A 25,218-nucleotide genomic window follows, 5' to 3' on the forward strand; every position below is an offset into this window, starting at 1 on the left:
GGGTGGTACCCACCGCGGTGCGGGCAGCTTGCCGCACGGCGGTGGGGGGCCCGTCAAATGAGGGTCCGCCGGAACTCGGGGATCAGGTGAGGCCCGCAGCCAGGAGGGCGGAGCGGATGTCGGGGGCGGCGAAGGTGCGGAGGCCGTACTTGGCCTGGATGTCCATCGGCTTGAGGTCCTTGCTGCGGTTGGGGACGTCGGCGGGGATGATCGCCTTGGTGAAGCCGAGGCGGGCTGCCTCCGCGAGGCGCTTCTCCAGACCGCCGACCCGGCGGACCTCGCCGGCCAGGCCGACCTCGCCGATGGCGACCAGACCAGGGTGGATCGGGCGGTCCATCTCCGAGGACGCGACCGCGATGGCGACGGCCAGGTCAGCGACGGGTTCGGTGATCTTCACGCCGCCCACAGTGGCGACGTACACCTCTTTGTCGTGCAGTTTCAGGCCGAAGCGGTTGCCGAGGACGGCGAGCACCATGGCGACCCGTTGCGATTCGAGACCAGACGTCGTACGGCGAGGTTGGGGTGCGGCGGAAGGGCCGACCAGGGCCTGGACCTCGGCGAGCAGTGGGCGGCGGCCCTCCATCATCACTGTCACGCAGGTGCCGGCGACCGGCTCGGCGTGCTCGGAGACGAACAGGCCGGTCGGGTCGGTGACCTCGATGATGCCGGTGTCGACCATGTCGAAGCAGCCGACCTCGTCGGACGGGCCGAACCGGTTCTTGGTGGCGCGGACCATCCGGAACCCGGAGTGCCGGTCGCCGTCGAACGCGAGCACGACGTCGACCAGGTGCTCCAGCATCCGCGGACCGGCGATCGCTCCGTCCTTGGTGACGTGACCGACCAGCACGACCGCGATGTGCCGCTCCTTTGCCAGCCGCACGAGCGCGCCGGTGACCTCGCGAACCTGCGTCACACCACCAGGCGCACCATCGACCTCCGGATGCGCCATGGTCTGCACCGAGTCGATCACCAGGAACGCCGGCTCGACCGCGTCGACCTGACCGACTACCGCGCCGAGGTCGGTCTCGGCCGCCAGATACAGCTCGTCGACCAGAGCGTCGGTCCGGCCGGCCCGCAGCCGCACCTGGGCCGCCGACTCCTCACCGGACACGTAGAGCGTGCGCTGCCCACTGCGCGCGGACTGCGCCGCAACCTCCAGCAGCAGCGTCGACTTGCCGACGCCAGGCTCACCGGCCAACAGGATCACCGCACCTGGTACGACGCCGCCGCCGAGCACGCGATCGAGCTCACCGATCCCGGTCGGCCGCGACTCGGCCTCGATCGCGGACACCTTGCCGATCGGCATCGCCGGAGAGGTCACCGGCCCGGCCGTGATCCGGGCCGACTTGGCCGCCCCGACCTCCTGCACCGTCCCCCAGGCCTGACACTCGCCACACCGACCGATCCACCGCGCCGAAGTCCACCCGCACTCCGCACACGCGAACGCCGACTTCCCCTTAGCCGTAACCACCTTCGCCATACCGCTCAACCTATAGCCGGTCGCCGACAAAACCGCAGGACCTCAGTGCGAGCGACGATCACGGAGCCAACTGCGGAACCGGGCCGGCCAGGACAGGCGCGGGGCCGGCGCCGGGCTCTGCGGTGCGGGCGCGGCGTCCCCGACTTCCTTCAGGTACCTCGTCAGCAACGGGCTGTCCGACGTTCGGAGTCCGGCGCTCTCCGCGAGATATTCAGCCGCCTTCTGCAGGTTGCCGGCGACGGCCTGCGCCGAGCCGAGGTGCTGGAGGCAGCGGGCCTGTGCCTCCCGGTCGTCGATGTCCGCGTTGAGTTGCGCCGCATGCTTCCACCAACCCTCGGCTTCGCGCGGATTCCGCCGCATCCACGCGGCCACCCCGATCAGCTCCGACGCGTGCGCTTCGCCGCTGACATCGCCGGCGGCCGTGGCCCGGCCAATGGCCGCGTGCAGCTGGTCCACCGCACCTTCGGCGTCGTGGCGGTACAACTGAACGACCGCGAGGTTGACGAGAATCGTGATCTCGGCCGTCAGGTCCGGTCCGGGCCGCCGTAACCGCGCGTCGTCCAGCCGGTTCCGGGCGTTCTCCAAGGCTTCGTTGCGATCGCTGCCCGCGGATGTCCCGGCTGCCCGGTGCAGGCTCGACAGCGCCCGCTCCACCTGCCGGCGCGTCGTCATCGCGGCCGCCGTGCGGCCGCTGGTCGCCAACTCGCTCGAGATCCCCAGCCACAAGGTGGCCGACCGCAGATCGCCTGTCATCCGGTACGCCGTCGCCGCCCGGGCCGCCGCGAGTTCTTTCAGGTCGTTCCGCCCGCATCCCTCGCCGACCGTCCGGAGGAACTCACTCAGCTCCAGCAGAGCGTCCGGATCGGCCTGCCGGACGTACCAGAGCTCGAGCGCGTCGCAGATCCGGGCCAGGTCGTCGGCGTTCTCCGGTCCCGGCTTGCCGGACTCCAGCACCCCGCGCAGCCGATCCGCGTTCATCGCGTACCACTCGGCAGCGTCGATGCCGCCGCTCTTCGTCCCGAGCGCGACCATCCACTGCTCGGCCTCCTCGGCTGCCAGGTGCAGTTCCGACGTGGTGACCACTCGCCCGCGACGGGCCCTGTGGATCGCCTTCAGGACGGCCGGTGCGTTGTAGACGATCGCGATGACCCCGAGAACCACCGTGAGCGCGATCCCGATGCGCTGGATCCAGCCGCCGCTGTCGAGGCTCTGCGTCAGCAGCTCCGATGCGAGCCCGGACAGCAGACCGGTGGCGAGTGCACCGATCGCAAACCCCAGCCGACGCCCCAAGGGTGCGTGCTCAGGTTTCTGCTCAGTGTCCGTCACGGCTTGCTCCCAGTGGTCAGACCGCGCACCACTGTCGACCAGAACGAAAGCAACAGCACCACCGGCACCACAGATGCGACGACGGCGGCTGCTGCGACTGTCCCGCTCGACGCCGCGAACTGTCGAGCCTCACCCCACAACACCAGCGACAAGGGCGTCGTACCTGGACCACTGATCAGGAACCCGACGATGAAGTCGTTCCACACCATCGAAAACTCCAGCACGGCAACGGCGATGAGTGCAGGCCGATATGTCCGCTGAACCGTCGCCAGTACGGCGCTCTGTCGCGCAGAGCCCTGTAGTGCCTCCGAGACCAGCGCCGGCGGCGCAGCCGCGAACGCGGACCGCAGCAACAACACAGCGAACGGCAGACCGGCAGCCGCATGCACCAGAGCCAAGGCGACCCGTGACCCGGCCAGCCCCGCGGCCCCGATCGCGTCGCGCAAGGGAGCGGCGTACATCTGCACAGGCGTCACAGCGAGGACGACGAACACCGACATCACCACCCGACCCAACCAGGCCGGCAAGCCGCCCCACGCCACCAGATAGGCAGTCGGTACGGCGATCGCCAGGAGGACCGCCGTGGCCGCGGTGGCAATGAGCGCCGTGGACAGCAAGGCGCGGAGCAGGCCCGCGTTCGCGGCATCGGCGAACGACGAGAGCCCGAGACCCGACGGCGACCACCAACCGCGCAGCCCGGCCGCCCGTGGCGAATGGAGCGCGGTGGCGACCAGCACCACGGCCGGAAAGATCCAGACCAGGCTGACGACGACGCCGGCGGTCCACCCGATGCGCCGCGCCCTCTTGCTGGGCTTCGGCCGGCCCAGGGCCGCGTCCTGGCGGGCCACCGGTACCGGCATCGCCCAGCGCCGGCGCCGCAGCCCGCGGACTCCGATCAGACCGACTGCGGCCACGATCGCGAACAACACGACGCCGAGTGCCGCCGTCCGTCCGGCGGGGTCGCCGCTCGTGGTGGCACGCCACCAGTTGAGGCCGAGGACGTCGGCGGACTGCTGCATCGGCCCCGGAACGGCGATCAGCACCAGGTCGAAGACACGGACCGCCGCGACCACCACCGTCAGTGTGACGACACCGGTGATCGGCCGCAGCAGTGGGATCTCCAACGCCCACAGGCGGCGCCATCCGGTCACACCTTCCGCCGCGATCGTCCGGGTGACGTCGTCGGGGATCGCGTCCAGGCCGGCGCGGAACAGCGAGACGACGTACCCCAGCCAGGTCCAGCCGAACGCGGACACCAGAACCAACCAGAACAGGCCGGGCCCGAGCCATACCGGACTCGATCCGAACAGAGCGGACCACACCGCGGTCACAGTCCCGCGTTCCGGCGCCGGATCGAAGAGCAGCCGGAAGGTCACGCCGGACACCAGGACCGACACGGCGAACGGGACCACCAGCGCCGGTTGCAGGAACGGTGTCAGTCCGGGCAGCCGATAGCTCAGCAGTGCAAGGAAGAACCCGACGACGACGAGCCCGAAGGCGACCAGCACCCAGAGGAGGCTGTTGCGCACCGCATGCAGTGCCGCCGGGTCGCCCATCACTGCGAAGTTGCCGAAGCCGAAGCCGTCCGGTGTGCGGAACGCTGTCACGACGGTGACACCGATCGGAATCAGCAGCACACAGCTGAGCAGTAGGGCCGGCAGACCCAGAAGATACGGGCCGGCCGGTCGCCGGGGCCGTCCGGGAACCGGGCGCCCGCTGACCTCGCGGCCGACGACCTCGAGCGTCAGGCCGTTCGTCTGCAGCTCCATCAGCCTTCGACCTCCCGCATCTGGCCGACCGCCGCGTCCACTGCTTCGGGAAGGACAGCGGCGCCCCGACCGCCGATCTTGACGAGGAAGTCCGTCAGTACGCGCCGCAGCCCGTTGGTGTCACCGAGCCGGCCGAGCCGATCGGACAGGTCGAACTGCAGCAGTTCGCCAGGAGCGGCCAATTGTTCGGCGAGCCGCGTGAGCTCAGGGGAGTAGCCCTTGAGCCGTACGTCGGTCAGGAATCCGCCCTCCTTGATCCACGGGTCCACGGCTGCTGGTGCAGCCAACCGCCGGACGAGGTCGCGGGCGTCGTCGGTGGTGGGCTTCCGCAGCACCATCACGTCGGCGCCGACCACCACTGGTGCGGGTGCGCCCGGGGCGAGGGACGGGAAGGTGAAGAGCCCGACGTCCTTGGGGTCCGCCGCGAACTGACGCACCACCGGCTCGGCGAAGTCGGATGCCAGGACCATGGCGGCTCTGCGGTGACCGAACACCTCGATGATCGCGTCCGGGAACTGCTGCACGAGCGAACGCTGCACTCCGCCCGCGAGACTGCCAGGAGCCGACCACATCGTCCCCAGCAACCGCAGAGCCGCAGCGAACTGCGGCTGGCGCGACGGACGCGGAGCGGCGGCTGTCGCCAGCCCTGCGTAGACAGCGGGCGCAATGCCCAGCAGCACGTTCTCGAAGAAGTCGGTGAGCACCCAGCCGTCCCCGGCAGCCAGCGACAGCGGCCTGATACCGGCCTGTGCCAGGGCCCGGTTGACCGTCAGCCAGTCCGGCCAGGACGCAGGTGGTTGGAGGCCGGCTGCCCGGAAGACCGACGGCCGGTACCAGATCGCGGACTTGTGCGCTGTTTTGAACGGGATGCCGTACGTCGTCCCGTCGTGCACCAGGAGCTCGTCCCAGAGCGCGGACCGCCTGGCGAGGCCGGCAGGCATCGGCTCCAGATCGCGCAGGTGACGTGGGACCAGACCGGGCTGCGGCAGCATCACCAGATCCGGCGGACGCGTGCTGCGCGCGCCGAACGCGCTGGAGATGTCGTCACCGAGTGGCACGACCTCGACGGTGTAGTCGAGGTTGCCGAGACTGTCGAGCACTCGGTGGAACGCCCGGAGTTCCTGCCCGCCCCAGCTCACGGCGACCCTGACGCTACGGCGCAGGCCCAGCACATCACTCGAGCAACCCGCGACCAGCAAGGACGCGGCGGCGCCGAGGACTGCTCGGCGACTACTCCTCATAGCGAAAGCCGGCTGTGCGCGCAGCGCTGGTCGTGACCAGCAGGATTGCGCTGGAGCGGAGATCCGGGTTGCTGCTGATCGCCAGCAGCGATCCCCAGGTCGGCAAGCCGTTCGCGTCTTCGAGCACGAGCACGCGTGGGTGGGCGGCGAGCGCACGAGCCACACCGGCCAGTCTGCGGCGACCTGGGGTCAACTGGTGCGGGTAGCGATCCAGCAGGTTCTCGACGCCGCAGTTGGTCGCCCTGGTGTGACTTTGTTGCCGAGCCTCTTTCGTGGTGAGCCGGCGGGCCGCCTTGTGCCCGTGCACGATGTTGCCCAGCACTGTCAGATGCGGCAACAGGCCGCCCTCGGCCGGCACCAGCCGCACCAGTCGCTTCGGCCCACCCGCTCGTACGACGACGCCCGCAGGCGGATCCTCTGTCCCGGTCACGAGGTCGGCGAGCCGGCGACGGTCCGCCGCCGACGGCACCACGACCGCTCGCTGCTCGCCGATGTCGACGTGAAGTTGCTCGGGCAGCCCTGGCACATGTTCGAGCAGCAGACCGTCCATGTCGTTACTGGCGCCTCCCGAGCTGGTCTCCCAACCCTTCTGCAGTGGTCGGCGATCGCGCAACTCCAACGGGGTGTCGGTTCAGAACCGGTTCAGTAGGTCCTGCTCCAGAGGTTGATCGCGTAGTCGACCTCGACGCCGGAGTGCTCGGCGATGAAGCGGTCGGCGTCGGCGGGGGCGAACTCGATCCGGATGACGGACTCGAGGTCGGCGCGGGTCTCGAAGCGCCAGCCCATGTCAAGTGGGGTGCGCTGCCAACCGTGCTTGGCCCAGAAGCGCTCGACCTCGGGAGCCTTGATCATCGGGTACGCCGAACTGAACCAGCGGCCGAAGGTGGAGCGGCTGCCGTCGTTGTCGATCACGAAGGCGGTGCCGCCGCGGCGCATCACGCGGTCGAGTTCGGCCAGGCCGGGTTCGCAGCCGGGGCCGAAGAAGTAGGCCCAGCGGGCGTGCATCACGTCCACCGACGCGTCCGGTACCGGTAGCCGTTGGGCAGTGCCCTGACGGACTTCGACGTTCGGCAACCCAGCGGTACGGCGACGCGCAGCTTCGGCCAGCCCGGCATGCGGCTCGACCCCGATCACCCGGGCGGCGGTGGCGGCGAAGTGCGGGAGGTGGAAGCCGGTTCCGCAGCCGATGTCGACGACAGTGGATCCGGCCCAGTCCCGGATCGCCCGCATGGCCGGTTCGATCACGCCGCCCGGGTCGACGGCGTGGTTCTCGACCTCGTACACCTTCGGGTGATGCCAGATGTTGGGACTCGGGATCCCACCTTCCGCAATGCTCACGCCACAGAGCCTATTGACTGCTTGGTGGTGGCTGCGAGCAGGGCGACCGGGATCAGCAACAGACCACACAGTACGGCGAGCCAGTGGAACCCCAGGTACGCCAGAACCGGCCCGGAGGCGATTCCGGAGACTGAGGCCAGCACGCCCATCGTCAGGTCGGACAGTCCTTGGGCTGAGGTGCGGATGTCGTCAGGGACGGACTGGGACAGCAGGGCGGATCCGGAAACCAGACAGGCCGACCAGCCAAGGCCGAGCAGGACCAGTGCGGTGGCAGTCAGTCCGTGAGCGCTGTCCGGCGCAACTGCTGCCACTGTCATCGCCATGGCGAGTACGGCCAGGCCGATGCCGACGGTGGGGATGCGGCCGAGCCGGTCTGCCAGCCAGCCCATCGCCGGAGACAGCGCGTACATGCCGGCCACGTGACCGCTGATCACGAAGCCGACGATCGTCAGTGAGGCGCCATGGTGCTGCAGGTGGACCGAGGTCATCGACATCACCCCGACCATGACCGCATGCGCGGTAGCGATCGCCAGCAGACCGAGGCGGGCGTGCGGGATGGCCATTACTCGCCGGAGGGTCACCAGCAGGGGCTGGCGTTCCAGAGTCAGGTTCCGGGGCCTGGGCAGGCGGCGGAGTCCGAACCAGACAATCACCAGGCTGATCAGCATGGCGACCACGGAGAACAGATACGGACCGGCCAGCGGCAGGATGCCGAGCGCATCACCGACAGCACCGCCGACGCCGGTCAGGTTCGGCCCGATGACCACACCGATGGTGGTGGCCCACACGACCAGCGACAACGCCCGCGCCACGTGTGCCGGGTCCGCTGCGTCAGTAGCGGCGTACCGGGACTGCAGGTTGGCGGCGGAGCCGCTGCCGAACGGGCAGCCGGCCACCAGGAGCAGCAAAAGCGAGTCGATCTGCGCAGCGACGATGCTGAGCGCCGCACCGGCAGTGGCGATCAGATAGCCGGTGGCCAGCGACAGACGACGGCCCCGGGCCCGCGCGAGCCGAGCCAGCGGTACGGCGAGGATCGCGCCGCCGAGCGTGGTCGAGGTGGCCACGAGCCCGGCCATCGACGTGGAGCCCGAGATCCGCTCGGCCAGCAGCCCGGCGACCGCAAATCCGCTGGCCACCGCCACTCCGCCGAGCACGTTGCTGGCCATCAGGGTCCGGACGGTTGTTCGCTGCAGCTCGGCGGTCACCCGGACACTGTCTCATCTCCCTGACAGCGCAGCCGAAATAATTTTAGAATAGGGTTGCGTAAATAACCCTGCCTGCTTTGGAGCCCCGAGATGCCCGACATCGCGATCGTCCCCGCGCCGCGCGAACTGACCGTCGCCGACGCTCGCTGGATCACCGCGGACCCGGTCGCCGAGGCGATCCGCGACGTGGTCGAGAACCTCGGTGAGACCGAGTACCGGATCGACGTGACGGCTGACGGTGCCCGGCTGGCCGCGGGTTCCGAGGAGGCGCTCCGGCACGCGGAGACGACGTACGGGCAGTTGCTCGACGCGGCTGAGCCGGCCGCGGACGGGAAGGTCGCCGTACCGGCGGTGCACATCGCGGACGCGCCGAAGTTCGCCTGGCGGGGTGTGATGCTCGATGTCGCACGGCACTTCATGCCGAAGGACTTCGTCCTCAAGGTGATCGACGTGCTCGCCCTGCACCGGCTGAACACGCTGCACTTCCACCTCACCGACGACCAGGGCTGGCGGGTCGAGATCGAGGCGTACCCGCGGCTCACCGAGGTCGGGGCGTGGCGGGACGAGACCATGATCGGCAAGATGTCGCACGAGCAGACCGAGTTCTCGTACGACGGGACCCGACACGGCGGTTTCTACACCAAGGCCGATCTGCGCGAGATCGTCGCGTACGCCGCTGAGCGGGGTATCACCGTGGTCCCGGAGATCGATCTGCCGGGCCACATGCAGGCCGCGATCGCGGCGTACCCGGAGCTCGGCAACTTCCCGGAGAACCAGCTGACGGTCCGGCAGGTGTGGGGGATCAGCGACGACGTCCTGAACGTGAACGACGAGACCGTCGAGTTCGTGCGGACCGTGTTGCGGGAGGTGCTGGACATCTTCCCGAGCCCGTACATCCACCTCGGCGGCGACGAGTGCCCGTCGGTGCAGTGGCGCGTGGCGGACGACGCGCAGAAGCGGCAGGCGGACCTCGGGCTGGAAGACGCCGGGCAGCTGCAGGGCTGGTTCACCGAGCAGGTGGCGGTCGTGCTGGAGGAGGCCGGTCGCCGGCTTGTCGGCTGGGACGAGATGGTCGAGACCGACTGCCCGAAGGACGCCGTCATCATGGCGTGGCGCAGCGCCGAGCGCGGCGAGGTCGCGGTGAAGGCCGGCCACCAGACGGTGATGACACCGTGCGAGTCGGTCTACTTCGACTACTACCAGGGCGACCCGGACACCGAGCCGCTGGCGATCGGTGGCTTCATTCCGCTGGAGAAGGTGTACGACTTCGACGTGATCCCGGCCGGCCTGAGCGACGCGGAGGCCGCGCTCATCATCGGCACCCAGTGCAACGTCTGGACCGAGTACATGGAGGGCCCGGAGCAGGTCGGCTACATGCTGTTGCCGCGGCTGTCCGCCCTGGCCGAGCGCGCTTGGGGTTCACCCAAGGTCTCGTACGACGAATTCCTCGGCCGGCTGCGTCCGCACCTGGCGCGCATCGAGTCGTTGGGTGTGAACTACCGTCCGTTGGACTGATCTTTCCTGAGCCTTCAGTTGCTGAGGGGATAACAAAATCCCCCTCGGCGCTGTTAGCTGGGATAGAAGGCAGCGGAGGTGCTCATGACCGCAGTAGGACCACTCGACGCGATGTTCCTGCTCGGTGAGAGCCGGGAGCAGCCGATGCATGTCGGCGGGCTGATGCTGTTCGAGCTTCCCGAAGGTGCCGGCCGGGATCATGTGTTTCCGGAGGGGACGCGTGACTTCGTGTCCCGGCTGTACCACGAGATTCTCGCTGCGCCGACGGTGAATCCGTTGTTCGCCCGTCGGGTTCGGAACCGGCCGCTCGACCTCGGCTACTGGTCGTGGGAGCAGGACGACGCCATCGATCTCGACTATCACGTGCGGTTGTCCGCGCTGGCTCGGCCGGGACGGTTCCGGGAGCTGTTCGAGCTGACCAGCACCCTGCACGGCACCCTGCTGGACCGGCATCGGCCGCTGTGGGAGATGCACCTGATCGAAGGTGTCGAGGGGCGGCGGTTCGCGATCTACAGCAAAATCCACCACTCGATGATCGACGGCGTCACCGCGCTGAAGTGGATGCAGGACACCCTCACCACCGACCCCACGATGACGGACATGCCAGCCACCTACGCACTGCCGACGAAGGACACTGCGCCGACGAGTGGCGGTGGAGTTCCTACTGCTGCCGAGCTGTTGGCCGCCGTGGGCCGTACGCCGGGTCGTGCGGTCCGTGCGGCAGGTGATGTCGGGAAGATGCTGGCGAATGTCGCGGGGCTCACGCCCGTCGGACTGAAGAGTCTGTTGCACGAGCACTCGTCCGTGGCGTTCCAGGCGCCGCGGACGATCTTCAACCAGGGGATCACCGGGGCCCGACGGTTCGCGGCGCAGTCGTGGCCGATCGAGCGGCTGGAGAAGGTCCGCGCCATCACCGGCGCGACACTGAACGACGTACTGCTCGCGATGTGTTCCGGTGCCTTGCGCAACTATCTGCTGGAGCAGAACGCCTTACCTGACAAGCCTTTGACAGCCATGGTGCCAGTGTCTTTGCGCACCAAAGATGATGCACCCGGTGGTGGCAACGCGTTGTCGACGCTGATCGCGGACCTCGCCACGGACGAGGCGGATCCCGAGCGGCGGATCAAACGGATCACCGCGTCGACGTCGTACAGCAAGGGTGTCTTGTCCGAGCTCAGTCCGTTGCAGAACCTGATGGTCGGCGCGCTCGGCTTCGCCGCCGCGGGCCCGTCCGCTGTTCTTCCGGGAGTGGCCGGGCTCACGAACCCGCCGTACAACCTGGTGATCTCGAACGTTCCCGGCCCGGCCGAGAGCCCGCTGTACTGGAACCGCTCCCGCCTGCTCGGCATATACCCCGCGAGCATCGTGATGAACGGCCAGGCGCTGAACATCAGCGTCACCAGCTACGACCACCAGCTGCACTTCGGCCTGGTCGGCTGCCGCCGTACCGTCCCGCACCTACAGCGGCTGCTCGCCCACCTTGAGACTTCCCTGTCCGAGCTCGAGAACATCCACTAGCGCGGCCTGTTCGCTGAGCAGCCGGAAGCCGCAGGCCGCGGCGATCGATGCGGCCTGTACGGCGGCCTCGGTCGCGGCTGCCGGTTCGCCGATCGCACGCCGCGCCTGGGACAGCGTGATCAGTGCCTCGGCTTCGAGGTACGGGTAGGTCCCGCGCGCGATCGGGAGGCAGGTCTCGATCCACCGCACGGCGGCGGGAGCGTCGCCGAGGGCGAGCTGGACCTGGGCAACCGTCGCGGCAGTCTTTGCCTGGGCCGCCGGATCCTGGATGGTGACCGCGAGTTCGTAGGCCCGGTGAGCGGCCTGCAGCGCGGCCGGTCCGTCGCCGCGCTGGACGTACAACCTGGCCAGCTCGTCCAGGGTCGACAGCTCACCGCGAGGGTACGAACGGCGATGGTGGGCATCCAGTACGTCGCTCAGCAGCGCGGCCGCCTGGTCGGCCTCGCCCAGCTGCCGCACCGCACTCGCCAGGTTCCCCCGGATGGCGAGCGTCGCCATGTCGGGCCCGGTATCGCTGACCTGCAGGGCGGCGCCGAACAGGTCGGCTGCCTCCTGCAATTCGCCCTGATACAGCCGGATCATCCCGAGACTGTTGAGCACGATCGCGCGCAGGTGGCCGTGCTGGTCGTTCTCGGTCGCCTCGAGCGCGCGGTGGGTCCACAGTTCCGCGTCGGCGAGTTCGCCTCGCAGCTGGTGAAACCATCCGATGATGTAGGCCAGGTAGGCAGCGGCTGCGGGCCAGCCGATGGCCACCGCGAGACTGTAGGCGGTCAGACCGTCGGCCAGTCCCTCCTCATCTCGTCCGAGGGCTCCGACGGCCTGGCTGTGGCTGATCAGCATCGTGACCCGGGCGGCGTCGTCGCCGGCCGTTTCGGCAGCCGTCAGTCCGGCCTGTGCCGCCGGCATCCAGCCGTCGACATGCCTGCGGAGCAGGAAATATCCCCGGAGCTGGTCGACGATCCGCCAGGACAGTGACCGGTCGTCGGAGTGCGCCGTGTTCCGCACGACCGCCAGCAGAGCGGTGATTTCTTCGTCGAGCCAATCGAGCGCGTCGGCTCGCGACCCGAAGAAGGTGCCCGGTGCGGGATGGGTAGCGAGCCGCACGAGTTCCGGGTGGACGAGATCCATCGCGGCCGTCGTCGCCTCGAGGTACCAGGTGTACAGCCGGGTCCGGGCGGCGGTGCCCTCGGCGTCGTCGGCGAGCAGCCGGTGCGAGTAGAGGCCGAGCAGATCGTGGAACCGGAAACGGTTCTTCGTGTGCTGCAGGAGCATGTTGGCCTCGAGCAGCACCTCGAGGACCCGATCCGCCGCGGCCGTCGGGATGCCGAGCAGCACTCCGGCGCTCTCGGCACTGAAGTCGTCGCCAGGGTGCAGGCTGCACAGCCGGAACGCGCGCTGGGCGTCGGCGCTCAGGTCTGCGTAACTCAGGTCGAAACTGCTGAGCACACTGGACTCGCCGAGGCTGAGTTCGGTGAGCCTTCTGTTGCCGTCCTCCAGCCGGTGGGCCAGATCGGCGACCGTCCACTGCCGCCGGGTGGCGAGTCGTGCGCCGGCGATGCGCAGTGCGAGGGGGAGCCGGGCGCAGGCCTCCGCGAGAGCACTCACCCCCGACCGGTCGTCATCGAGCCGTCGGGTGCCGGCGGTAGCGGCGATCAGCCGGACCGCGTCGTCGTGCGGGAGCGGCTCAAGGTCCACGACGTGGGTGGTGGCGAGGTCCGGCAGCCGCCGTCGGCAGGTGATGATCACGTCGCTGCCACCGGCGCCTGGGAGCAGCGGCCGGATCTGCGCCGCGTCCTGGGCGTTGTCGAGCAGAATCAGCATCCGGCGGTCGGCGAGCTCGCTGCGCAACAGCGCGGCCGCTTCGGCGGCGTCGGTTCCGATCCGTCGCCCCGGTATGCCGAGTGCGCGGAGAAAGCGGCCGAGGATCTGCAACGGTTCCGGGGCCACCGCGTCGGCGCCGCGCAGATCGGCGTACAGCTGGCCGTCCGGGTACTGCGAGCGGAGACGATGGGCAGCGGCCAGGGCGAGGGCGGTCTTGCCGACTCCGGGGATCCCGCTGATCAGCACCGCTCGGGACGAGAGCGCGCCGGGCCGGCTGAGCGCCGTACAGATTGCCGTGAGCTCGTCCGCGCGGCCGACGAAGTCCGGAGGTGCGGACGGCGTCTGCTGGACAACGGCTCGTTCTGCCTGCGCAGACGCCCCACGCCGGAGCACTTCGAGGTGGGCCGAGCGGAGTCCTTCGCCGGGGTCGACGCCGAGCTGGGCAGCGAGTGCGGACCGGATCCGGTCATACGTCACGAGGGCCTCGGCCTGACGATCGGCGGCTGCGAGGGTGTGGATCAGTTCGGCATGGAGTGGCTCGTCGAGCTCTTGCTGTCCGGCCAGGTCACGCAAGGCCCGCAGGGCTTGTTCGGGCCGACCGGCCTCCCGCGCCGACCTGGCGAGGGTTCGGACAGTGGCGGCGTACTCGTTCGAGATCGCGACATAGAGCGGGCTGGTGTCGATCAGCTCGACATCGGTGGTCCCGCGCCACAGGTCGACGGCCTGGGAGAGCTTGGCCAACGCGGTGGTGGGCTCGGCTCGTTCCGCTTCGGTCGTGAGGGCGCGAAACGCCAGCAGATCAAGGCTTTCGGTGCTCACCGCCAGCCGGTAGCCGGCCGGTCCGCCGACGATCACCTCGGGGGCCGGACTGCCCGTCTCGAGCAGTCGCCGCAACCGGGCGATCCGGGTCTGCAAGAGGTTCGCCGCGTTGCTGGGGACGTCGTAGGGCCAGAGCAGATCGACGAGTTCGGTCTGCGCGACCGTCGTACCGGCACTGAGGGCGAGCCTGGCCAGCAAGATGCGTTGCGGTCCGCCGCCGATCGGCACGGGGACCTCACCATGCCACGCCTCGAGCGGCCCGAGGACACAGATGCGGAGCGGCCCGCCGGTGCTCGCGGCCGGGGTGGTGACGGCTCGGCTGGCCATCGCGGCGGCCCGGAGTGTCTCCGCGTCCGCACTGCTCAGGGCGAGCGCGGTGGCGATGGATTCGATCGACTCGGGCCTCGGCCCACGGCTCCGGCCCTGCTCCAGGTCGCGGATCGCGCCCGCGCTGAGACCGGCCAGGTCGGCGAGTTCCCGTTGGGTCTGGCCGGCGTCCTGGCGGAGATTGCGCAGCAAATCACCGAAGCCAGTATCCCGGGGCGTGGGCACAGCGAGCATCCTACGCACCACGGGACGCACGGGCTGACGGTCGTTTGACCGACAGCCCGTGATCGGGTGCTCAGCCGCACGCCCCGGTTACCCACAGGTGTGAACGGAGGAGGCGGGAGGTGTTGAGCGTTCCCCGCGCACCGCGCGGAATACAGCCGACCGAGGTCGAGGGGTTGAAGTCGGTGCCGGTGTAGTAGCGGACGCCGTTGAAGGCGGTGCTGTTCCCGTTGTTGCGCACCGACTCGACGCTGTCCGACCGGGACCAGAGGCACGTCAGGTCGCCAGCCAGCCAGTTGTCGTCAGAACCTTCCCACGAGCACCTGCCGCCAGTTCCGGCTGCACCGGAGTAGAAGCAGACCCGGCCGCTGGGGCAGTCCCACGCGGCCAGCAGTTCTTGCGACTCTTCGTTCCACACCTGGCCGGTCTGCTCGGCGAACAACGCCATCTCTGCAGCGGCAGGCTTGTCAGTGGGGGCAGGAGCGGCACTGGCCGGCGCGGACAGCACCAGCACAGTCGCAACGGCGCCCAGAATGGCGATCAACGATTTCCGGAAAGTAGTCATGCGTCGACGTTACGAAACGCGATCGCCGCGCCACTGTCCGTACTCCACCCGTACTAGGCCAGCAGTGCGTCCATCTGACCGACGGATGCTGTCAGGCCCTCGGCCATGCCCATGCTGATCAGCTGCTCCATCTGCTCGCTGGTGTCGAAGACCGACCGCAGTTCCATCCGGGTGCCGCCGTCGTACGGGCTCAGCGTCATCGTGGTCGTGTTCGTCGGCATCGTGTCGACCGGCTTGCCGTCGGCATCCGCGAACCCGTCGACGAACTCCAGCGACTTCGGCTCGTCCACGGCGGTCATCCGCCACCAGGCGTGATGCGTGTCGCCCTCCGGGCCGGTCATGAAGTAGGTGACCTGGCCGCCCGGCGTCAGGTCGTGGTCGACCACAGTTGCCGGGTACGTCGGAGGGCCCCACCACTGCTCGAGCTTCCGCGGATCCGCCCACAGGTCCCAGACCTGCTCGGTGGTCGCGCTGAACTCCGCCACGAGTGTCAGGGTCAGTGCGTCCAGATCCTTGTCAACGCTCTTCACGCTCATCGTTCTCGTTCCCTTCGTCAAGAGGTTCGGCCTTCAGGAGGTCCGACATCCGGTCCACGCGGGCGCGCCAGACCGCTTCGAGCTGGTCGATCGCCGCGCGGGCCTGGCGGACGGCTTCGACATCGGTCCGCACGAGCTGCTCCCGTCCGCTGCGTTCCTTGGTCACCAGCCCGGCCTGTTCCAGTACGGCGACGTGCTTCTGCACGGCCGCGAAGCTCATCGAGTAGTTCTCGGCCAGCCGGGACACCGACGCCTCGCTGACCAGGCAGCGACGCACGATGTCGCGCCGCGTTCGGTCGGACAACGCGTGCAGCAGGCAATCGGCGGCTTCTTCACGTACAACCATTTGGTTGTACGTTAGACCTGCCGGAGAACCAGGTCAAGGCCAAGGGATTTCAGATCCGTACGACGCCCGTCGGGGTCTCGAACTGGGCCGCGATCAGGCCGGGCTGACCGTTCGGGCCGGCCCACCGCACGTCCAGGTCGTCGAGCAGGTGGTCGGCGGGGTGACCGATCCAGTCGGTGACGCGGATCGGGTCGCCGGCGATCTCGAGCGCGGTCAGGCGGAGGTCCTTGCCGCCGACCGATGGGTGCTGGGTGAGGTCGTCCCAGTGGATGAAGAACGGGAGCTGCGGATCGGCGATCAGGCCTTTGACGCCGATCTGCCGCCAGGTCAGGTTCACCCCGTCGGGGCGGTGCCGGTTGCCGGGCACGGACTCACGACCGAGCCGCCGTTCCATCCGGACCATGTCGCGGATCGCGACCACCCAGCCCAGCCAGCCGCCGCCGAGCTCCTTACGGGCCCGGACGGCCTGGCCGAACGGTGCCTTGTCCGAGGCAGGGTGGTCGAGCACGTCGACGACCTCGATGTACCGGTCGTTCTCCAACGGCAGGATGTAGTTGATCGTCCCGAACCGTGGGTGCACACCACCGTCGACGAACTCCGCACCAAGTAGCGCGGACAGCCGCCTCACAGTGGCCAGGCACCCATCGGGGCCGGCTGCATATGACAGATGATCCAGACGCATGCCAGCATTCTTGCCCCAAAATCCGTGCGTTGGGGCGGAACGGAGTGTCGGTTGTGTGTCGGTCAGCGGGACGCGGGGTGCGGCAGCAGCGGACGGGCCGCCTCCAGGCGCTGCCGGCAGAGGTCGGCCAGGACGTCGTACGCCTTCAGGCCCATCAGGGTCTGCAACTCGACCTTGCTCGACTCGAAGACCGCCTCGACCGCGATATGCGCCTCGGTGTTACCGGTGCAGTACCAGTTCAGGTCGTGGCCGCCGGGGCCCCAGCCGCGGCGGTCGTACTCACCGATGCCGACCTCTGTGTACGTCGTTCCGTCCGGGCGCTCCACCTCGCGGAACGTCCGGCGGATCGGCAGCTGCCAGCAGACGTCGGGCTTGGTCTCGACGAAGTGCACACCCTTCTTCAGGGCCAGGCCGTGCAGCGAGCAGCCGCCCATCCCGCCGTTGAAGCCGGGGCGGTTCAGGAAGATGCAGGCACCTTCCCAGACCCGGGTCTTGCGGTCGCCCTCGTCGTCGGTCTCGACCCAGCCGTTCCGCTTGCCCTCCTTGCGGAACTGCCAGTCCTCCTTGGTCAGCTCCTTCACGTACTCCTTGACGCGGTTCTCGTCCTCGTCGTCGGAGAAGTGCGCGCCGAGGGTGCAGCAACCGTCGTTCGGCCGGCCTTTGTAGATGCCGGCGCAACCACCGCCGAAGATGCAGCTCCAGTTCGACGTCAGCCAGGTCAGGTCGCAGCGGAACACCTGATCCGGATCGTCAGGATCGGTGAACTCCACCCACGCACGGGGAAAATCAAGAGAAACCTCAGGCACTCGTGCAGCGTACGCGCCTGTTGCCGCGAACTGCGAACGGCAACTCCGAAACAACTCCTGGACGTGGAGTGAAGTAGTTTGTTGGGTATGCGGCTCGGCGTACTCGACGTAGGTTCCAACACCGTCCACCTGCTCGTGGTGGATGCGCACCGCGGTGCCGCGCCGCTACCGGCGTACTCGCACAAAACCGAGTTACGGCTGGCCGAGCACCTCGACAAGGACGGCCGGATCGCCGACGCAGGCGCCGACGAGCTGGTTGCCTTCATCTCCGAGGCCGCCGAGCTGGCCGAGGACAAGGGCTGCGAGTCGGTGATGGCGTTCGCGACCTCCGCGCTGCGGGAGGCCCCGAACGGCGAGAAGGTGCTGGCGCGGGTGCGGTCCGAGAGCACGGTCGACCTGCAGGTGCTGAGCGGGGTCGACGAGGCCCGGCTGACCTTCCTCGCGGTACGGCGTTGGTTCGGCTGGTCGTCCGGCCGGCTCGCAGTGTTCGACATCGGTGGCGGCTCACTCGAGATCGCGGCCGGATCCGACGAGGAGCCGACGGTCGCGGTATCGGTGCCGCTGGGTGCCGGCCGGTTGACCCGGGAAGGCGTGCACCAGGATCCGCCGGACAAGGACGAGGTCCGCGCGCTCCGCAAGCGGATCCGGATGGAGATGGCCGCGGTCGCAGGCGACGTACTGCGGGCCGGCAGGCCGCAGCGTGCGGTCGCGACCAGCAAGACCTTCCGGTCACTGGCCCGGATCTGTGGCGCGGCGCCGTCCGACGACGGTCCCTACGTGCCGCGCTCGCTGCACCGCAACGACCTGGCCGAGTGGACACCGAAGCTGATCAAGATGTCGTCGACCGAGCGGGCCTCCCTGCCCGGAGTGTCGGCCGGTCGCGCGTCGCAGCTGGTCGCCGGTGCGCTGGTCGCGGACGCCGTGATGGACCTGTTCGACCTGTCCGCGCTCGAGGTCTGCCCGTGGGCGCTGCGTGAAGGCGTCATACTGTCCGAGCTCGACCAGCTGCAGCCCCGGTGAGTCCGATGCCCGCTGCCAAGATCGGTCTGTCCACCGCTTCGGTCTACCCCGAGACGACGGCCAGTTGCTTCGAGCTGGCTTCCCGCCTCGGGTACGACGGGGTCGAGGTGATGGTCGGGATCGATCCACTGAGCACCCAGATCGACGCCATCCAGCGGCTCGTCGACTACCACCAGCTGCCGGTGCTGGCGATCCATGCACCCTGCCTGCTGATCACGCAGCGGGTCTGGGGGACCGATCCGTGGGAGAAGCTGGAGCGTTCCGCCGCCGCTGCCAAGGACCTTGGGGCGGACGTCGTCGTCGTACACCCTCCGTTCCGTTGGCAGCGTGACTACGCCCGTGGTTTCGTCGACGGGATCGCGCGGCTCGAGGACGAGACCGGTGTGATCTTCGCGGTCGAGAACATGTACCCGTGGCGTGCGCCCGGCAAGGGCCTGCAGGCGTACGCGCCGAGCTGGGATCCGACCGAGCAGAGCTACGCTCACACCACGCTCGACCTGTCGCACTCGTCGACCGCCGAGCAGGACTGCGTCGAACTTGCCGAGACGATGGGCCGGACGCTCAAGCACATCCACCTCACCGACGGCACCGGCTCGGCCAAGGACGAGCATCTGGTGCCCGGCCGCGGGACGCAACGGGCCGCTGACCTGCTGAGCACCCTGGCGAGCCAGGACTTCCGCGGGCACATCATCATCGAGATCAACACCCGGCGCGCGACCAGCCGGTCCGAGCGTGAGGTCGATCTGATCGAGTCGCTCGAGTTCACCAAGAAACACTTCATGGTGGACAAACAGAGCATCCGTGGCAGTCGACGATCCTCGTTCGCGGTCACTCCGGAGGGCGAGATCTCGGAGCTCACTCCGTGACAGCCCGCCGTACGACGGAGGGTCCTGCTGCTCGTTCCGGCCGGCCCGGGCGGCGTCCCGGCGGACCGGACACCCGTGGCGAGATCCTCGGAGCGGCCCGCAAATCCTTTGCGGACAAGGGATTCACGGCCACCTCGATCCGCGCGGTCGCCCGCGAGGCCGGCGTGGACGCGGCGCTGGTGCACCACTACTTCGACAGCAAGGACGAGCTGTTCATCGAGGCGATGGCGCTCCCGGCCGATCCGCGCCAGATCGCGACCATCATCATCGACGGGCCGCGCGACGAGATCGGCCGGCGGATCGCGACCGTGTTCCTCAGGGTGTGGGAATCGCCGGACGGGCAGCAGCGGATGCGAGCGATCGTCCGCAGCATCGCGGGCAGTGAAGAGGTCGCCCGGCTGATGCGCGAGGGCATCACCCAACTCCTCCTCCAACCGGTCTCCGACGCCCTGGACGTCCCCGACGCGCCCCTGCGGGTCAGCCTGGTCGCGGCCCAGCTGATGGGGCTGGCGATGATCCGCTACCTGCTCGAGCTGGAGCCGGTCGCCTCGGCCGACCTGCAGACCCTGGTCGACCGCCTCGCCCCCGTCCTCCAGCACCACCTCACCGGGTGATCCCGACCGACCGCGAGATCCTCGCGATCCACCGGGAGGCGGCGCCGACCCGGGCCGCTTTCGAGTCCGTCTACACGCATTGCCAGATCGTGTGCACGCTGGTCGAACAGTTCTTCACCGGGCTGGACGTCGACACCGATCTCGTCCGCGCCGGGGCGTTGCTGCATGATCTCGGCGTCTACCGAGTCGACGGTACGGCGTACGTCCGGCACGGCGTGCTCGGCCACGAAACCCTTGCTGGGCTGGGATTCACGGAGGAGATCTGCCGATTCGCGTCCTGCCATACCGGCGTCGGGATCACGCGGGACGACGTACAGAATCAGCAGTTGCCGATCCCGGTCGCGGACTATCTGCCGCGGACGCGGGAGGAGGAGCTGGTGATGTATGCCGACAAGTTCCACAGCAAGCGGCTGCCGCCGGTGTTCGTGAGCGGGGACAGCTATGAGGTGATCGTCAGCCGCTGGGGCGTGGACAAGGCGGCGACCTTCGCGGACCTGCGACGCCGGTACGGCGACCCGGCGCTCGACGGGCTGAGCGCTGCGACCGGATACGCCGTGGTCTGAGGTGTTGCCAATCCGGCAGCTTGGGTGGTTAATTCATCACATGTTGAAAAATGCGGTGAGTTGCCGGGACGTCGTGGTGGTGCGCGGCGATCGGGAGGTCCTGCACGGGGTGGGCTTCGATCTGCGGGCCGGGTCGGTGACCGGGCTGCTGGGGCCGTCGGGGTGCGGGAAGACGACGTTGATCCGCGCGATCGTGGGGTTGCAGGCGCGGGTTTCGGGGTCGGTGTCGGTGCTCGGATCACCGGCTGGTTCCGCGGGACTGCGTGGCCGGATCGGGTACGTGACGCAGGAACCCAGTGTGTACGGCGATCTGACGGTGACCGAGAATCTACGGTTTTTCGCGGCAGTGCTTGGGGCGGAATCGGACGACGTACAACGGGTTGTCGACGCGGTGGACCTGCGGTCGCATGCCGACGTACGGGTGGATCAGTTGTCGGGTGGGCAGCAATCGCGGGCCTCGCTGGCGGCCGCGTTGCTGGGATCGCCCGAGTTGCTGGTGCTGGATGAGCCGACGGTGGGGCTGGATCCGGTACTGCGGCGGGATCTCTGGGAGCTGTTCCATCGGCTGGCGGATGAGGGCGCCACGCTGCTGGTCTCCAGTCACGTGATGGACGAGGCCGCGCGCTGCGATCGGCTGCTGCTGATGCGGGATGGTGAGTTGCTCGCCGACGAGACGCCGGGGGATCTGCTGGAGTCGGCGGGCACGGACGATCTCGAGCAGGCGTTCCTGACGCTGATCGAACGGAAGGCGGAAGCGCGATGACTCTGCGAGTGACGTTGGCTGTTGCCGCGCGAGTGCTGTCGCAGTTGCGGCGGGACCATCGCACGGTGGCGATGCTGATCGTGATGCCGGCGCTGCTGGTCACGTTGATGTGGTGGATGTTCCACGACTCACCGACCACCTTCGACCGGGTCGGCGGGCCGCTGCTGGCTGTGTTCCCGGCGATCATCATGTTCATCGTCACCTCGGTGGCGACCCTGCGCGAACGCTCGAGCGGCACACTCTCGCGGTTGTTCACGCTGCCGATGGCCAAACTCGACTTCCTGCTCGGCTACGCCCTCGCGTTCGCCGTGATCGCCGTCGTCCAGGCCCTCGTGGTCGTCTCGATCGCCTTGTATGCCTTGGATCTGGACATCCAGGGCGCCGCCTGGCAACTCGGCGTGGTCGCAGTTCTCGACGGCATCCTCGGTACGGCGCTCGGCCTGTTCGCCAGCGCCTTCGCCGCCACCGAGTTCCAGGCCGTCCAGATGATGCCGGCGGTGATGATCCCGCAACTCCTGCTCTGTGGCCTACTGCTTCCCCGGGATCAACTCCCCGACGTACTCCACGCCGTCAGCACGGTCCTGCCCCTCTCGTACGCCGTCGACGCGGTGCTAGGAGTTGCCCAAGGCAACAGTCCGGTCGCGGAGATGCTCGTCGTACTGGGCTTCATCGTCGCGGCCCTGGGCCTCGGAGCCGCGACGCTGAAACGCCGTACTGCCTAGCAGAACGCCGGCCCGGGTGATCCGGGCCGGCGTTCAGCGGTTCAGCCGCCGATCTTCTTCAGGAACTTCCCGTTCTGGTCGTAGGCCTTGTAGACCGGATACTCAGGCTTCTTCGGGTCGCCGGTCCAGGTGTGGGGTTCGATCGCCCAGGTGCTGGCCCACCAACCGTCCTTGGCCGGCGTCCGGTACGACTTGCCGTGGAGGGTGACCTCGACCGTCGCGGTCTCGGCCGGAGCGCGTCCCCAGGCGGTGGCGGAGCCCTTGCCGCACTTCTTCGTCGAGCTGTCGCAGGATCCGCCACCGTAACCGGCAGCGAACATCTCCGCCCACTTCTTCCCGCGGGCGGGGGCGAGGATCGGATCCCGGTCGGCGTCCGGGGCCTGCAGGCGGGAGAACAAGGTGTTCGTCATCTCGGTCATCGGGCCCCCGCGGCTGTCGAGGTCGCAGGCGATCAGGCTGCGACCCGACGGAGAGACCGCGATGATCTGTGCCTGCTTGAGTGTCTCCGACCGGTCGGCGGCCATGATGCGCCATCCGGTGACATCGACCCAGGTCTGCACCGAGCAGTTGCGCAACTGGCCCGCCGCGGTCTTGGGCAGTGGGTCGGTCTTCGCTGCGGCGACCAGCTTCGCCGACGGCTTGTCGCCGCCGGGAATCTGGCAGAAGCGCCGAGTCTTCGCCGGAGGCTTCTGCATCTCGAACGACGGCTTGCTGCCGACCCGGTGCGTCCGCGCGGTGGACGACTTGAGCTTCTGATGCTCACCGGGATACCGCAGGTCGCAGAGCTGCTGAGCGTGCGCGGGGGTGACGTCGACGAAGAGTGCCGCCTCACCGTGCGGCAGCCCCGGGACGGCTTCGAACTGCGAGTTCTCGGCACCTGCGACGCCCGGGTCCTGACTGGCCGAACTGAGGTTGGGGATCAGGCTGGCGGCGAGGGCGATCGCAGCGACGCCGGCGATGCCACCGCCGGCGCCCAGCAACCGACGGCGGCGCAGGCCTCGACGGCCTCGGGTGACTACCGCGGAAGTATCGAAGGCGGGCAGCGGTTCGGCCTCGGCAAGGCGGTGCAGTTGAGCGCTGACTTCGGGGTCGTTGTACATGGGGTTCTCCTTCACAGCGCCGGGCTCGGTCGGCGGGTCATGGCTTTGCGGAGGGTGTCGAGGCCACGGGCTGCCTGGCTCTTGACGGTGCCTTCGGAGCAGCCGAGTACCTCGGCGGTCTGCTCGACGGACAGGTCCTCGTAGTAGCGGAGGACCACGCAGGCGCGTTGTCGTGGTGCGAGTGCCCGCAGGGCTTCGAGGACTTCGTCGCGGCTCGCGTGCCCCGCGGTGAAGTCGTCGGCGAGCGGCCGGTCGGGTACCGCGGCGATCGCCACCTCACGACGCCACGGTCGCCGGCCGCCGTCGTACGCGGCGTTGACGACCATCCGGCGCGCGTAGGCGAACGGATTGCCGACCCGGTTGATCTTCGGCCAGTGCAAATACAGCTTGTACAGCGCGTCCTGGACGATGTCGTCGGCCTTGTGCCGGTCGCCACTGATCAGGTACGCCGTTCTTCGCAGCGACGGATTGGCCGTCTCCACGAACTCCACAAACGCCTGGTCCCGCTCGCTCATCCGTGCCCTCCCGCTCTCAGGTCCCCCTCAAGACGGAAGCGCGGGACACCGGGGTTGCATGTCTCAGAGTTTTGGTTTGCCGGGCTGGTAGACCCAGGCCTGGAAGAAGGTGCCGAGGTCGCGGTGGGTGAGGCGCTCGACGTACTGGATGAAGGTCTGGGTAGAGACGTTGCTGTGCCGGTGAGCGGTCGGCCACTGCTTGAGGAGCCGGAAGAACGCGCGGTCGCCGATCTTCAGGCGCAGGGCGTGCAGGGTCATCGCGCCGCGGGTGTAGACGAGGTCGTTGAAGATCCCGTCCCGGCCGGGGTCGGCCACCTTGCCGCTCCAGTCCCGGTCCGCGGCGTACGCCGCTTCGAAGGTCTTTTGGACCGGGACGCCGTTGAACTTCTCCTGGTAAAGCCACTCCGAGTAGGTCGCGAAGCCTTCGTTGAGCCAGATGTCCGACCAGCGCTCCGGGGTGAGGCTGTCGCCGAACCATTGATGACCGAGCTCGTGCGCGAGCAAGCCGCCGCGGACGCTGCTGGTGCGCTGGTCGTACACCGGCCGGCTCTGGGTCTCGAGGGCGTAGTGGACGCCGACGTCAGCCATGACGCCGCCGGTCGAGTCGAACGGGTAGCGCCCGTACAACGAGGACTGCCACTGGACGATCTGCGCGGTGGTGTCGTTGAACAGCTTGCCCTGACCGGCCTTGGTGTCGATCGACTTGCCGATCGCGGTGATGTTGTCCAGGCCGTCGCTCGTCCTGGTGCGGGTGACGTTGTAGTTGCCGATCGCAATCATGCCCAGCTCGCTGGCCATCGGCTTGTTCATGTGCCAGCGGAAGGTGGTTTTGCCGCCGTGCGTGGTGGTCGGGCCGGGTTCACCGTTGGCCAGCACGGTCAGGCCGGTCGGCACCGTGATGGTCTGGCTGTACGTCGCCTTGTCCGCCGTGGTGTCGTTCACCGGGTAGTAGGTCGCCGCACCGATCGGCTGGTTGAGCGCAACCGCACCGTCCTTGGTGGCCGCCCAGCCGGAGATACCCAACGCCGGGTCGTCGATCTTCTGCGGAACACCCGCATACGTCACCGCCACCACAAACCTGCTCCCACGCCACAACCCCCGCGCCGGCGTGATCACCAACTCCTGCGCACCACTCCGGGTGAACGAGGCGGCCCGCCCGTTGACCGTCACCTTGCTGATCGTCAATGGCCCCTGGAAATCCAGGTTGAACCGCGACAGATTCTGCGTGGCCCTGGCGGTAATCGTCGTCGTCGCATCGATCGCCTTGCTCGTCGGATCGAACCCGATCCGAAGGTCGTAATGACTGACGTCGTACCCACCGTTCGCCATCTCCGGGAAGTAGGAGTCCCCGGCCCCCGGAGCTCCCGGCGAAAACACCGGCGCTGCGCTCGCCGTCAGATTCGGCGCCCCCACCAGCCCCAACGCCAAGACGACCGACAAAACCCCGCGACGACGCCCCACAAGTCCTCCTCGACAGTCCGGTCCCCGCAGCCTAGGCGACCGAGGTGCCCGAACCCCCAGCCCATCACAACTGCACCC

General features: G+C 68.5%; 24 protein-coding genes. 8 read left to right on the forward strand and 16 right to left on the reverse strand.

The features are described 5' to 3' along the window. Positions 1–82: 82 nt before the first annotated feature. From radA to E1261_RS23015, 7 genes are all read right to left on the reverse strand, one after another. Positions 83–1,480, reverse strand: coding sequence for a DNA repair protein RadA (gene radA / locus E1261_RS22985; protein WP_132409743.1), 1,398 nt, complete (start codon positions 1,478–1,480; stop codon positions 83–85). A 42-nt stretch (positions 1,481–1,522) separates the two neighbouring features. After that, positions 1,523–2,806 (reverse strand): hypothetical protein, encoded by a 1,284-nt coding sequence (locus tag E1261_RS22990; protein WP_132409745.1) that lies wholly within the window; start codon positions 2,804–2,806, stop codon positions 1,523–1,525. Further along, on the reverse strand, positions 2,803–4,575 hold the full coding sequence (locus E1261_RS22995; RefSeq protein ID WP_132409747.1) for an ABC transporter permease subunit: 1,773 nt from the start codon (positions 4,573–4,575) through the stop codon (positions 2,803–2,805). The genes E1261_RS22990 and E1261_RS22995 overlap by 4 nt, the downstream gene beginning before the upstream one ends. Then, positions 4,575–5,816 (reverse strand): ABC transporter substrate-binding protein, encoded by a 1,242-nt coding sequence (locus E1261_RS23000; RefSeq protein ID WP_132409749.1) that lies wholly within the window; start codon positions 5,814–5,816, stop codon positions 4,575–4,577. The genes E1261_RS22995 and E1261_RS23000 overlap by 1 nt, the downstream gene beginning before the upstream one ends. Beyond that, positions 5,806–6,366, reverse strand: coding sequence for a P-loop NTPase family protein (locus E1261_RS23005; RefSeq protein WP_132409751.1), 561 nt, complete (start codon positions 6,364–6,366; stop codon positions 5,806–5,808). Before E1261_RS23005 ends, E1261_RS23000 begins: the two co-directional genes overlap by 11 nt. A 92-nt stretch (positions 6,367–6,458) precedes the next feature. Next, positions 6,459–7,154: a class I SAM-dependent methyltransferase gene (locus E1261_RS23010; protein ID WP_132409753.1), complete on the reverse strand. Its 696-nt coding sequence runs from the start codon at positions 7,152–7,154 to the stop codon at positions 6,459–6,461. After that, positions 7,151–8,359 (reverse strand): MFS transporter, encoded by a 1,209-nt coding sequence (locus E1261_RS23015; protein WP_238176383.1) that lies wholly within the window; start codon positions 8,357–8,359, stop codon positions 7,151–7,153. Before E1261_RS23015 ends, E1261_RS23010 begins: the two co-directional genes overlap by 4 nt. 90 nt (positions 8,360–8,449) lie before the next feature. Here E1261_RS23015 and E1261_RS23020 point away from each other — a divergent pair, with 90 nt between their 5' ends. Together E1261_RS23020 and E1261_RS23025 are read left to right on the forward strand one after the other, a co-directional pair. After that, positions 8,450–9,874: a beta-N-acetylhexosaminidase gene (locus E1261_RS23020; protein WP_132409755.1), complete on the forward strand. Its 1,425-nt coding sequence runs from the start codon at positions 8,450–8,452 to the stop codon at positions 9,872–9,874. An 84-nt stretch (positions 9,875–9,958) separates the two neighbouring features. Then, positions 9,959–11,392, forward strand: coding sequence for a WS/DGAT/MGAT family O-acyltransferase (locus E1261_RS23025; RefSeq protein WP_132409757.1), 1,434 nt, complete (start codon positions 9,959–9,961; stop codon positions 11,390–11,392). Here E1261_RS23025 and E1261_RS23030 read toward each other — a convergent pair. The 6 genes from E1261_RS23030 to E1261_RS23055 all read right to left on the reverse strand — a co-directional run bounded on the left by E1261_RS23030 (position 11,333) and on the right by E1261_RS23055 (position 17,516). Continuing rightward, on the reverse strand, positions 11,333–14,584 hold the full coding sequence (locus E1261_RS23030; protein WP_165952614.1) for a BTAD domain-containing putative transcriptional regulator: 3,252 nt from the start codon (positions 14,582–14,584) through the stop codon (positions 11,333–11,335). The two genes, E1261_RS23025 and E1261_RS23030, sit on opposite strands and share 60 nt — an antisense overlap. Before the next feature lie 70 nt (positions 14,585–14,654). Next, the gene (locus E1261_RS23035) at positions 14,655–15,146 is read right to left on the reverse strand and encodes a peptidase inhibitor family I36 protein (RefSeq protein ID WP_132409761.1); all 492 of its coding nucleotides are present in this window, start codon (positions 15,144–15,146) and stop codon (positions 14,655–14,657) included. Positions 15,147–15,199: 53 nt separating this feature from the next. After that, positions 15,200–15,682, reverse strand: coding sequence for an SRPBCC family protein (locus E1261_RS23040; protein ID WP_132409763.1), 483 nt, complete (start codon positions 15,680–15,682; stop codon positions 15,200–15,202). Continuing rightward, positions 15,663–16,028 carry an ArsR/SmtB family transcription factor gene (locus E1261_RS23045; protein ID WP_132409765.1) on the reverse strand — a complete coding sequence of 122 codons (366 nt, stop codon included), beginning with the start codon at positions 16,026–16,028 and terminating at the stop codon, positions 15,663–15,665. Before E1261_RS23045 ends, E1261_RS23040 begins: the two co-directional genes overlap by 20 nt. 49 nt (positions 16,029–16,077) lie before the next feature. Beyond that, entirely contained in the window at positions 16,078–16,710 is a 633-nt protein-coding gene (locus E1261_RS23050; RefSeq protein ID WP_132409767.1) for a VOC family protein, read from the reverse strand. A 62-nt stretch (positions 16,711–16,772) separates the two neighbouring features. Next, positions 16,773–17,516, reverse strand: coding sequence for a DUF3109 family protein (locus E1261_RS23055; RefSeq protein ID WP_132409769.1), 744 nt, complete (start codon positions 17,514–17,516; stop codon positions 16,773–16,775). An 87-nt stretch (positions 17,517–17,603) separates the two neighbouring features. On the opposite strand from E1261_RS23055, the gene E1261_RS23060 reads away from it, so the two are divergent. Genes E1261_RS23060 through E1261_RS23085 form a run of 6 tightly spaced genes read left to right on the forward strand, consistent with a single transcriptional unit; the run spans position 17,604 to position 22,064 of the window. Continuing rightward, positions 17,604–18,536, forward strand: a complete 933-nt coding sequence (locus E1261_RS23060) for a Ppx/GppA family phosphatase (protein ID WP_132409771.1) — start codon at positions 17,604–17,606, stop codon at positions 18,534–18,536. Between the two features lie 5 nt (positions 18,537–18,541). Then, positions 18,542–19,402: a sugar phosphate isomerase/epimerase family protein gene (locus E1261_RS23065; RefSeq protein WP_132409773.1), complete on the forward strand. Its 861-nt coding sequence runs from the start codon at positions 18,542–18,544 to the stop codon at positions 19,400–19,402. Next, a complete protein-coding gene (locus E1261_RS23070; RefSeq protein WP_132409775.1) occupies positions 19,399–20,016 on the forward strand; it encodes a TetR/AcrR family transcriptional regulator in 618 nt (205 codons plus the stop codon). Before E1261_RS23065 ends, E1261_RS23070 begins: the two co-directional genes overlap by 4 nt. Then, positions 20,013–20,579 (forward strand): HDIG domain-containing metalloprotein, encoded by a 567-nt coding sequence (locus E1261_RS23075; protein ID WP_132409777.1) that lies wholly within the window; start codon positions 20,013–20,015, stop codon positions 20,577–20,579. Before E1261_RS23070 ends, E1261_RS23075 begins: the two co-directional genes overlap by 4 nt. 40 nt (positions 20,580–20,619) lie before the next feature. Further along, positions 20,620–21,342: an ABC transporter ATP-binding protein gene (locus tag E1261_RS23080; protein ID WP_132409779.1), complete on the forward strand. Its 723-nt coding sequence runs from the start codon at positions 20,620–20,622 to the stop codon at positions 21,340–21,342. Beyond that, complete coding sequence (locus E1261_RS23085; protein ID WP_132409781.1) at positions 21,339–22,064, forward strand: ABC transporter permease; 726 nt, start codon at positions 21,339–21,341, stop codon at positions 22,062–22,064. Before E1261_RS23080 ends, E1261_RS23085 begins: the two co-directional genes overlap by 4 nt. Before the next feature lie 41 nt (positions 22,065–22,105). On the opposite strand, the gene E1261_RS23090 is transcribed toward E1261_RS23085, so the two are convergent. The 3 genes from E1261_RS23090 to E1261_RS23100 all read right to left on the reverse strand — a co-directional run bounded on the left by E1261_RS23090 (position 22,106) and on the right by E1261_RS23100 (position 25,140). Continuing rightward, positions 22,106–23,164, reverse strand: coding sequence for a hypothetical protein (locus E1261_RS23090; RefSeq protein ID WP_132409783.1), 1,059 nt, complete (start codon positions 23,162–23,164; stop codon positions 22,106–22,108). Between the two features lie 11 nt (positions 23,165–23,175). Next, positions 23,176–23,679, reverse strand: coding sequence for a SigE family RNA polymerase sigma factor (locus tag E1261_RS23095; RefSeq protein WP_132409785.1), 504 nt, complete (start codon positions 23,677–23,679; stop codon positions 23,176–23,178). 63 nt (positions 23,680–23,742) lie between these two features. Then, a complete protein-coding gene (locus E1261_RS23100) occupies positions 23,743–25,140 on the reverse strand; it encodes a M1 family metallopeptidase (RefSeq protein WP_132409787.1) in 1,398 nt (465 codons plus the stop codon). Between the last annotated feature and the right edge of the window lie 78 nt (positions 25,141–25,218).

The organism is Kribbella albertanoniae (assembly GCF_004348455.1).
Taxonomy (GTDB): domain Bacteria; phylum Actinomycetota; class Actinomycetes; order Propionibacteriales; family Kribbellaceae; genus Kribbella; species Kribbella albertanoniae.

Excerpts from the sequence above, each read along its gene's own strand:
- radA (WP_132409743.1), bottom strand. The coding sequence starts at position 1,480 with ATGGCGAAGGTGGTTACGGCTAAGGGGAAGTCGGCGTTCGCGTGTGCG.
- E1261_RS22995 (WP_132409747.1), bottom strand. The coding sequence starts at position 4,575 with ATGGAGCTGCAGACGAACGGCCTGACGCTCGAGGTCGTCGGCCGCGAG.
- E1261_RS23000 (WP_132409749.1), bottom strand. The coding sequence starts at position 5,816 with ATGAGGAGTAGTCGCCGAGCAGTCCTCGGCGCCGCCGCGTCCTTGCTG.
- E1261_RS23005 (WP_132409751.1), bottom strand. The coding sequence starts at position 6,366 with ATGGACGGTCTGCTGCTCGAACATGTGCCAGGGCTGCCCGAGCAACTT.
- E1261_RS23020 (WP_132409755.1), top strand. The coding sequence starts at position 8,450 with ATGCCCGACATCGCGATCGTCCCCGCGCCGCGCGAACTGACCGTCGCC.
- E1261_RS23025 (WP_132409757.1), top strand. The coding sequence starts at position 9,959 with ATGACCGCAGTAGGACCACTCGACGCGATGTTCCTGCTCGGTGAGAGC.
- E1261_RS23035 (WP_132409761.1), bottom strand. The coding sequence starts at position 15,146 with ATGACTACTTTCCGGAAATCGTTGATCGCCATTCTGGGCGCCGTTGCG.
- E1261_RS23040 (WP_132409763.1), bottom strand. The coding sequence starts at position 15,682 with ATGAGCGTGAAGAGCGTTGACAAGGATCTGGACGCACTGACCCTGACA.
- E1261_RS23045 (WP_132409765.1), bottom strand. The coding sequence starts at position 16,028 with ATGGTTGTACGTGAAGAAGCCGCCGATTGCCTGCTGCACGCGTTGTCC.
- E1261_RS23050 (WP_132409767.1), bottom strand. The coding sequence starts at position 16,710 with ATGCGTCTGGATCATCTGTCATATGCAGCCGGCCCCGATGGGTGCCTG.
- E1261_RS23060 (WP_132409771.1), top strand. The coding sequence starts at position 17,604 with ATGCGGCTCGGCGTACTCGACGTAGGTTCCAACACCGTCCACCTGCTC.
- E1261_RS23065 (WP_132409773.1), top strand. The coding sequence starts at position 18,542 with ATGCCCGCTGCCAAGATCGGTCTGTCCACCGCTTCGGTCTACCCCGAG.
- E1261_RS23080 (WP_132409779.1), top strand. The coding sequence starts at position 20,620 with ATGTTGAAAAATGCGGTGAGTTGCCGGGACGTCGTGGTGGTGCGCGGC.
- E1261_RS23085 (WP_132409781.1), top strand. The coding sequence starts at position 21,339 with ATGACTCTGCGAGTGACGTTGGCTGTTGCCGCGCGAGTGCTGTCGCAG.
- E1261_RS23090 (WP_132409783.1), bottom strand. The coding sequence starts at position 23,164 with ATGTACAACGACCCCGAAGTCAGCGCTCAACTGCACCGCCTTGCCGAG.
- E1261_RS23095 (WP_132409785.1), bottom strand. The coding sequence starts at position 23,679 with ATGAGCGAGCGGGACCAGGCGTTTGTGGAGTTCGTGGAGACGGCCAAT.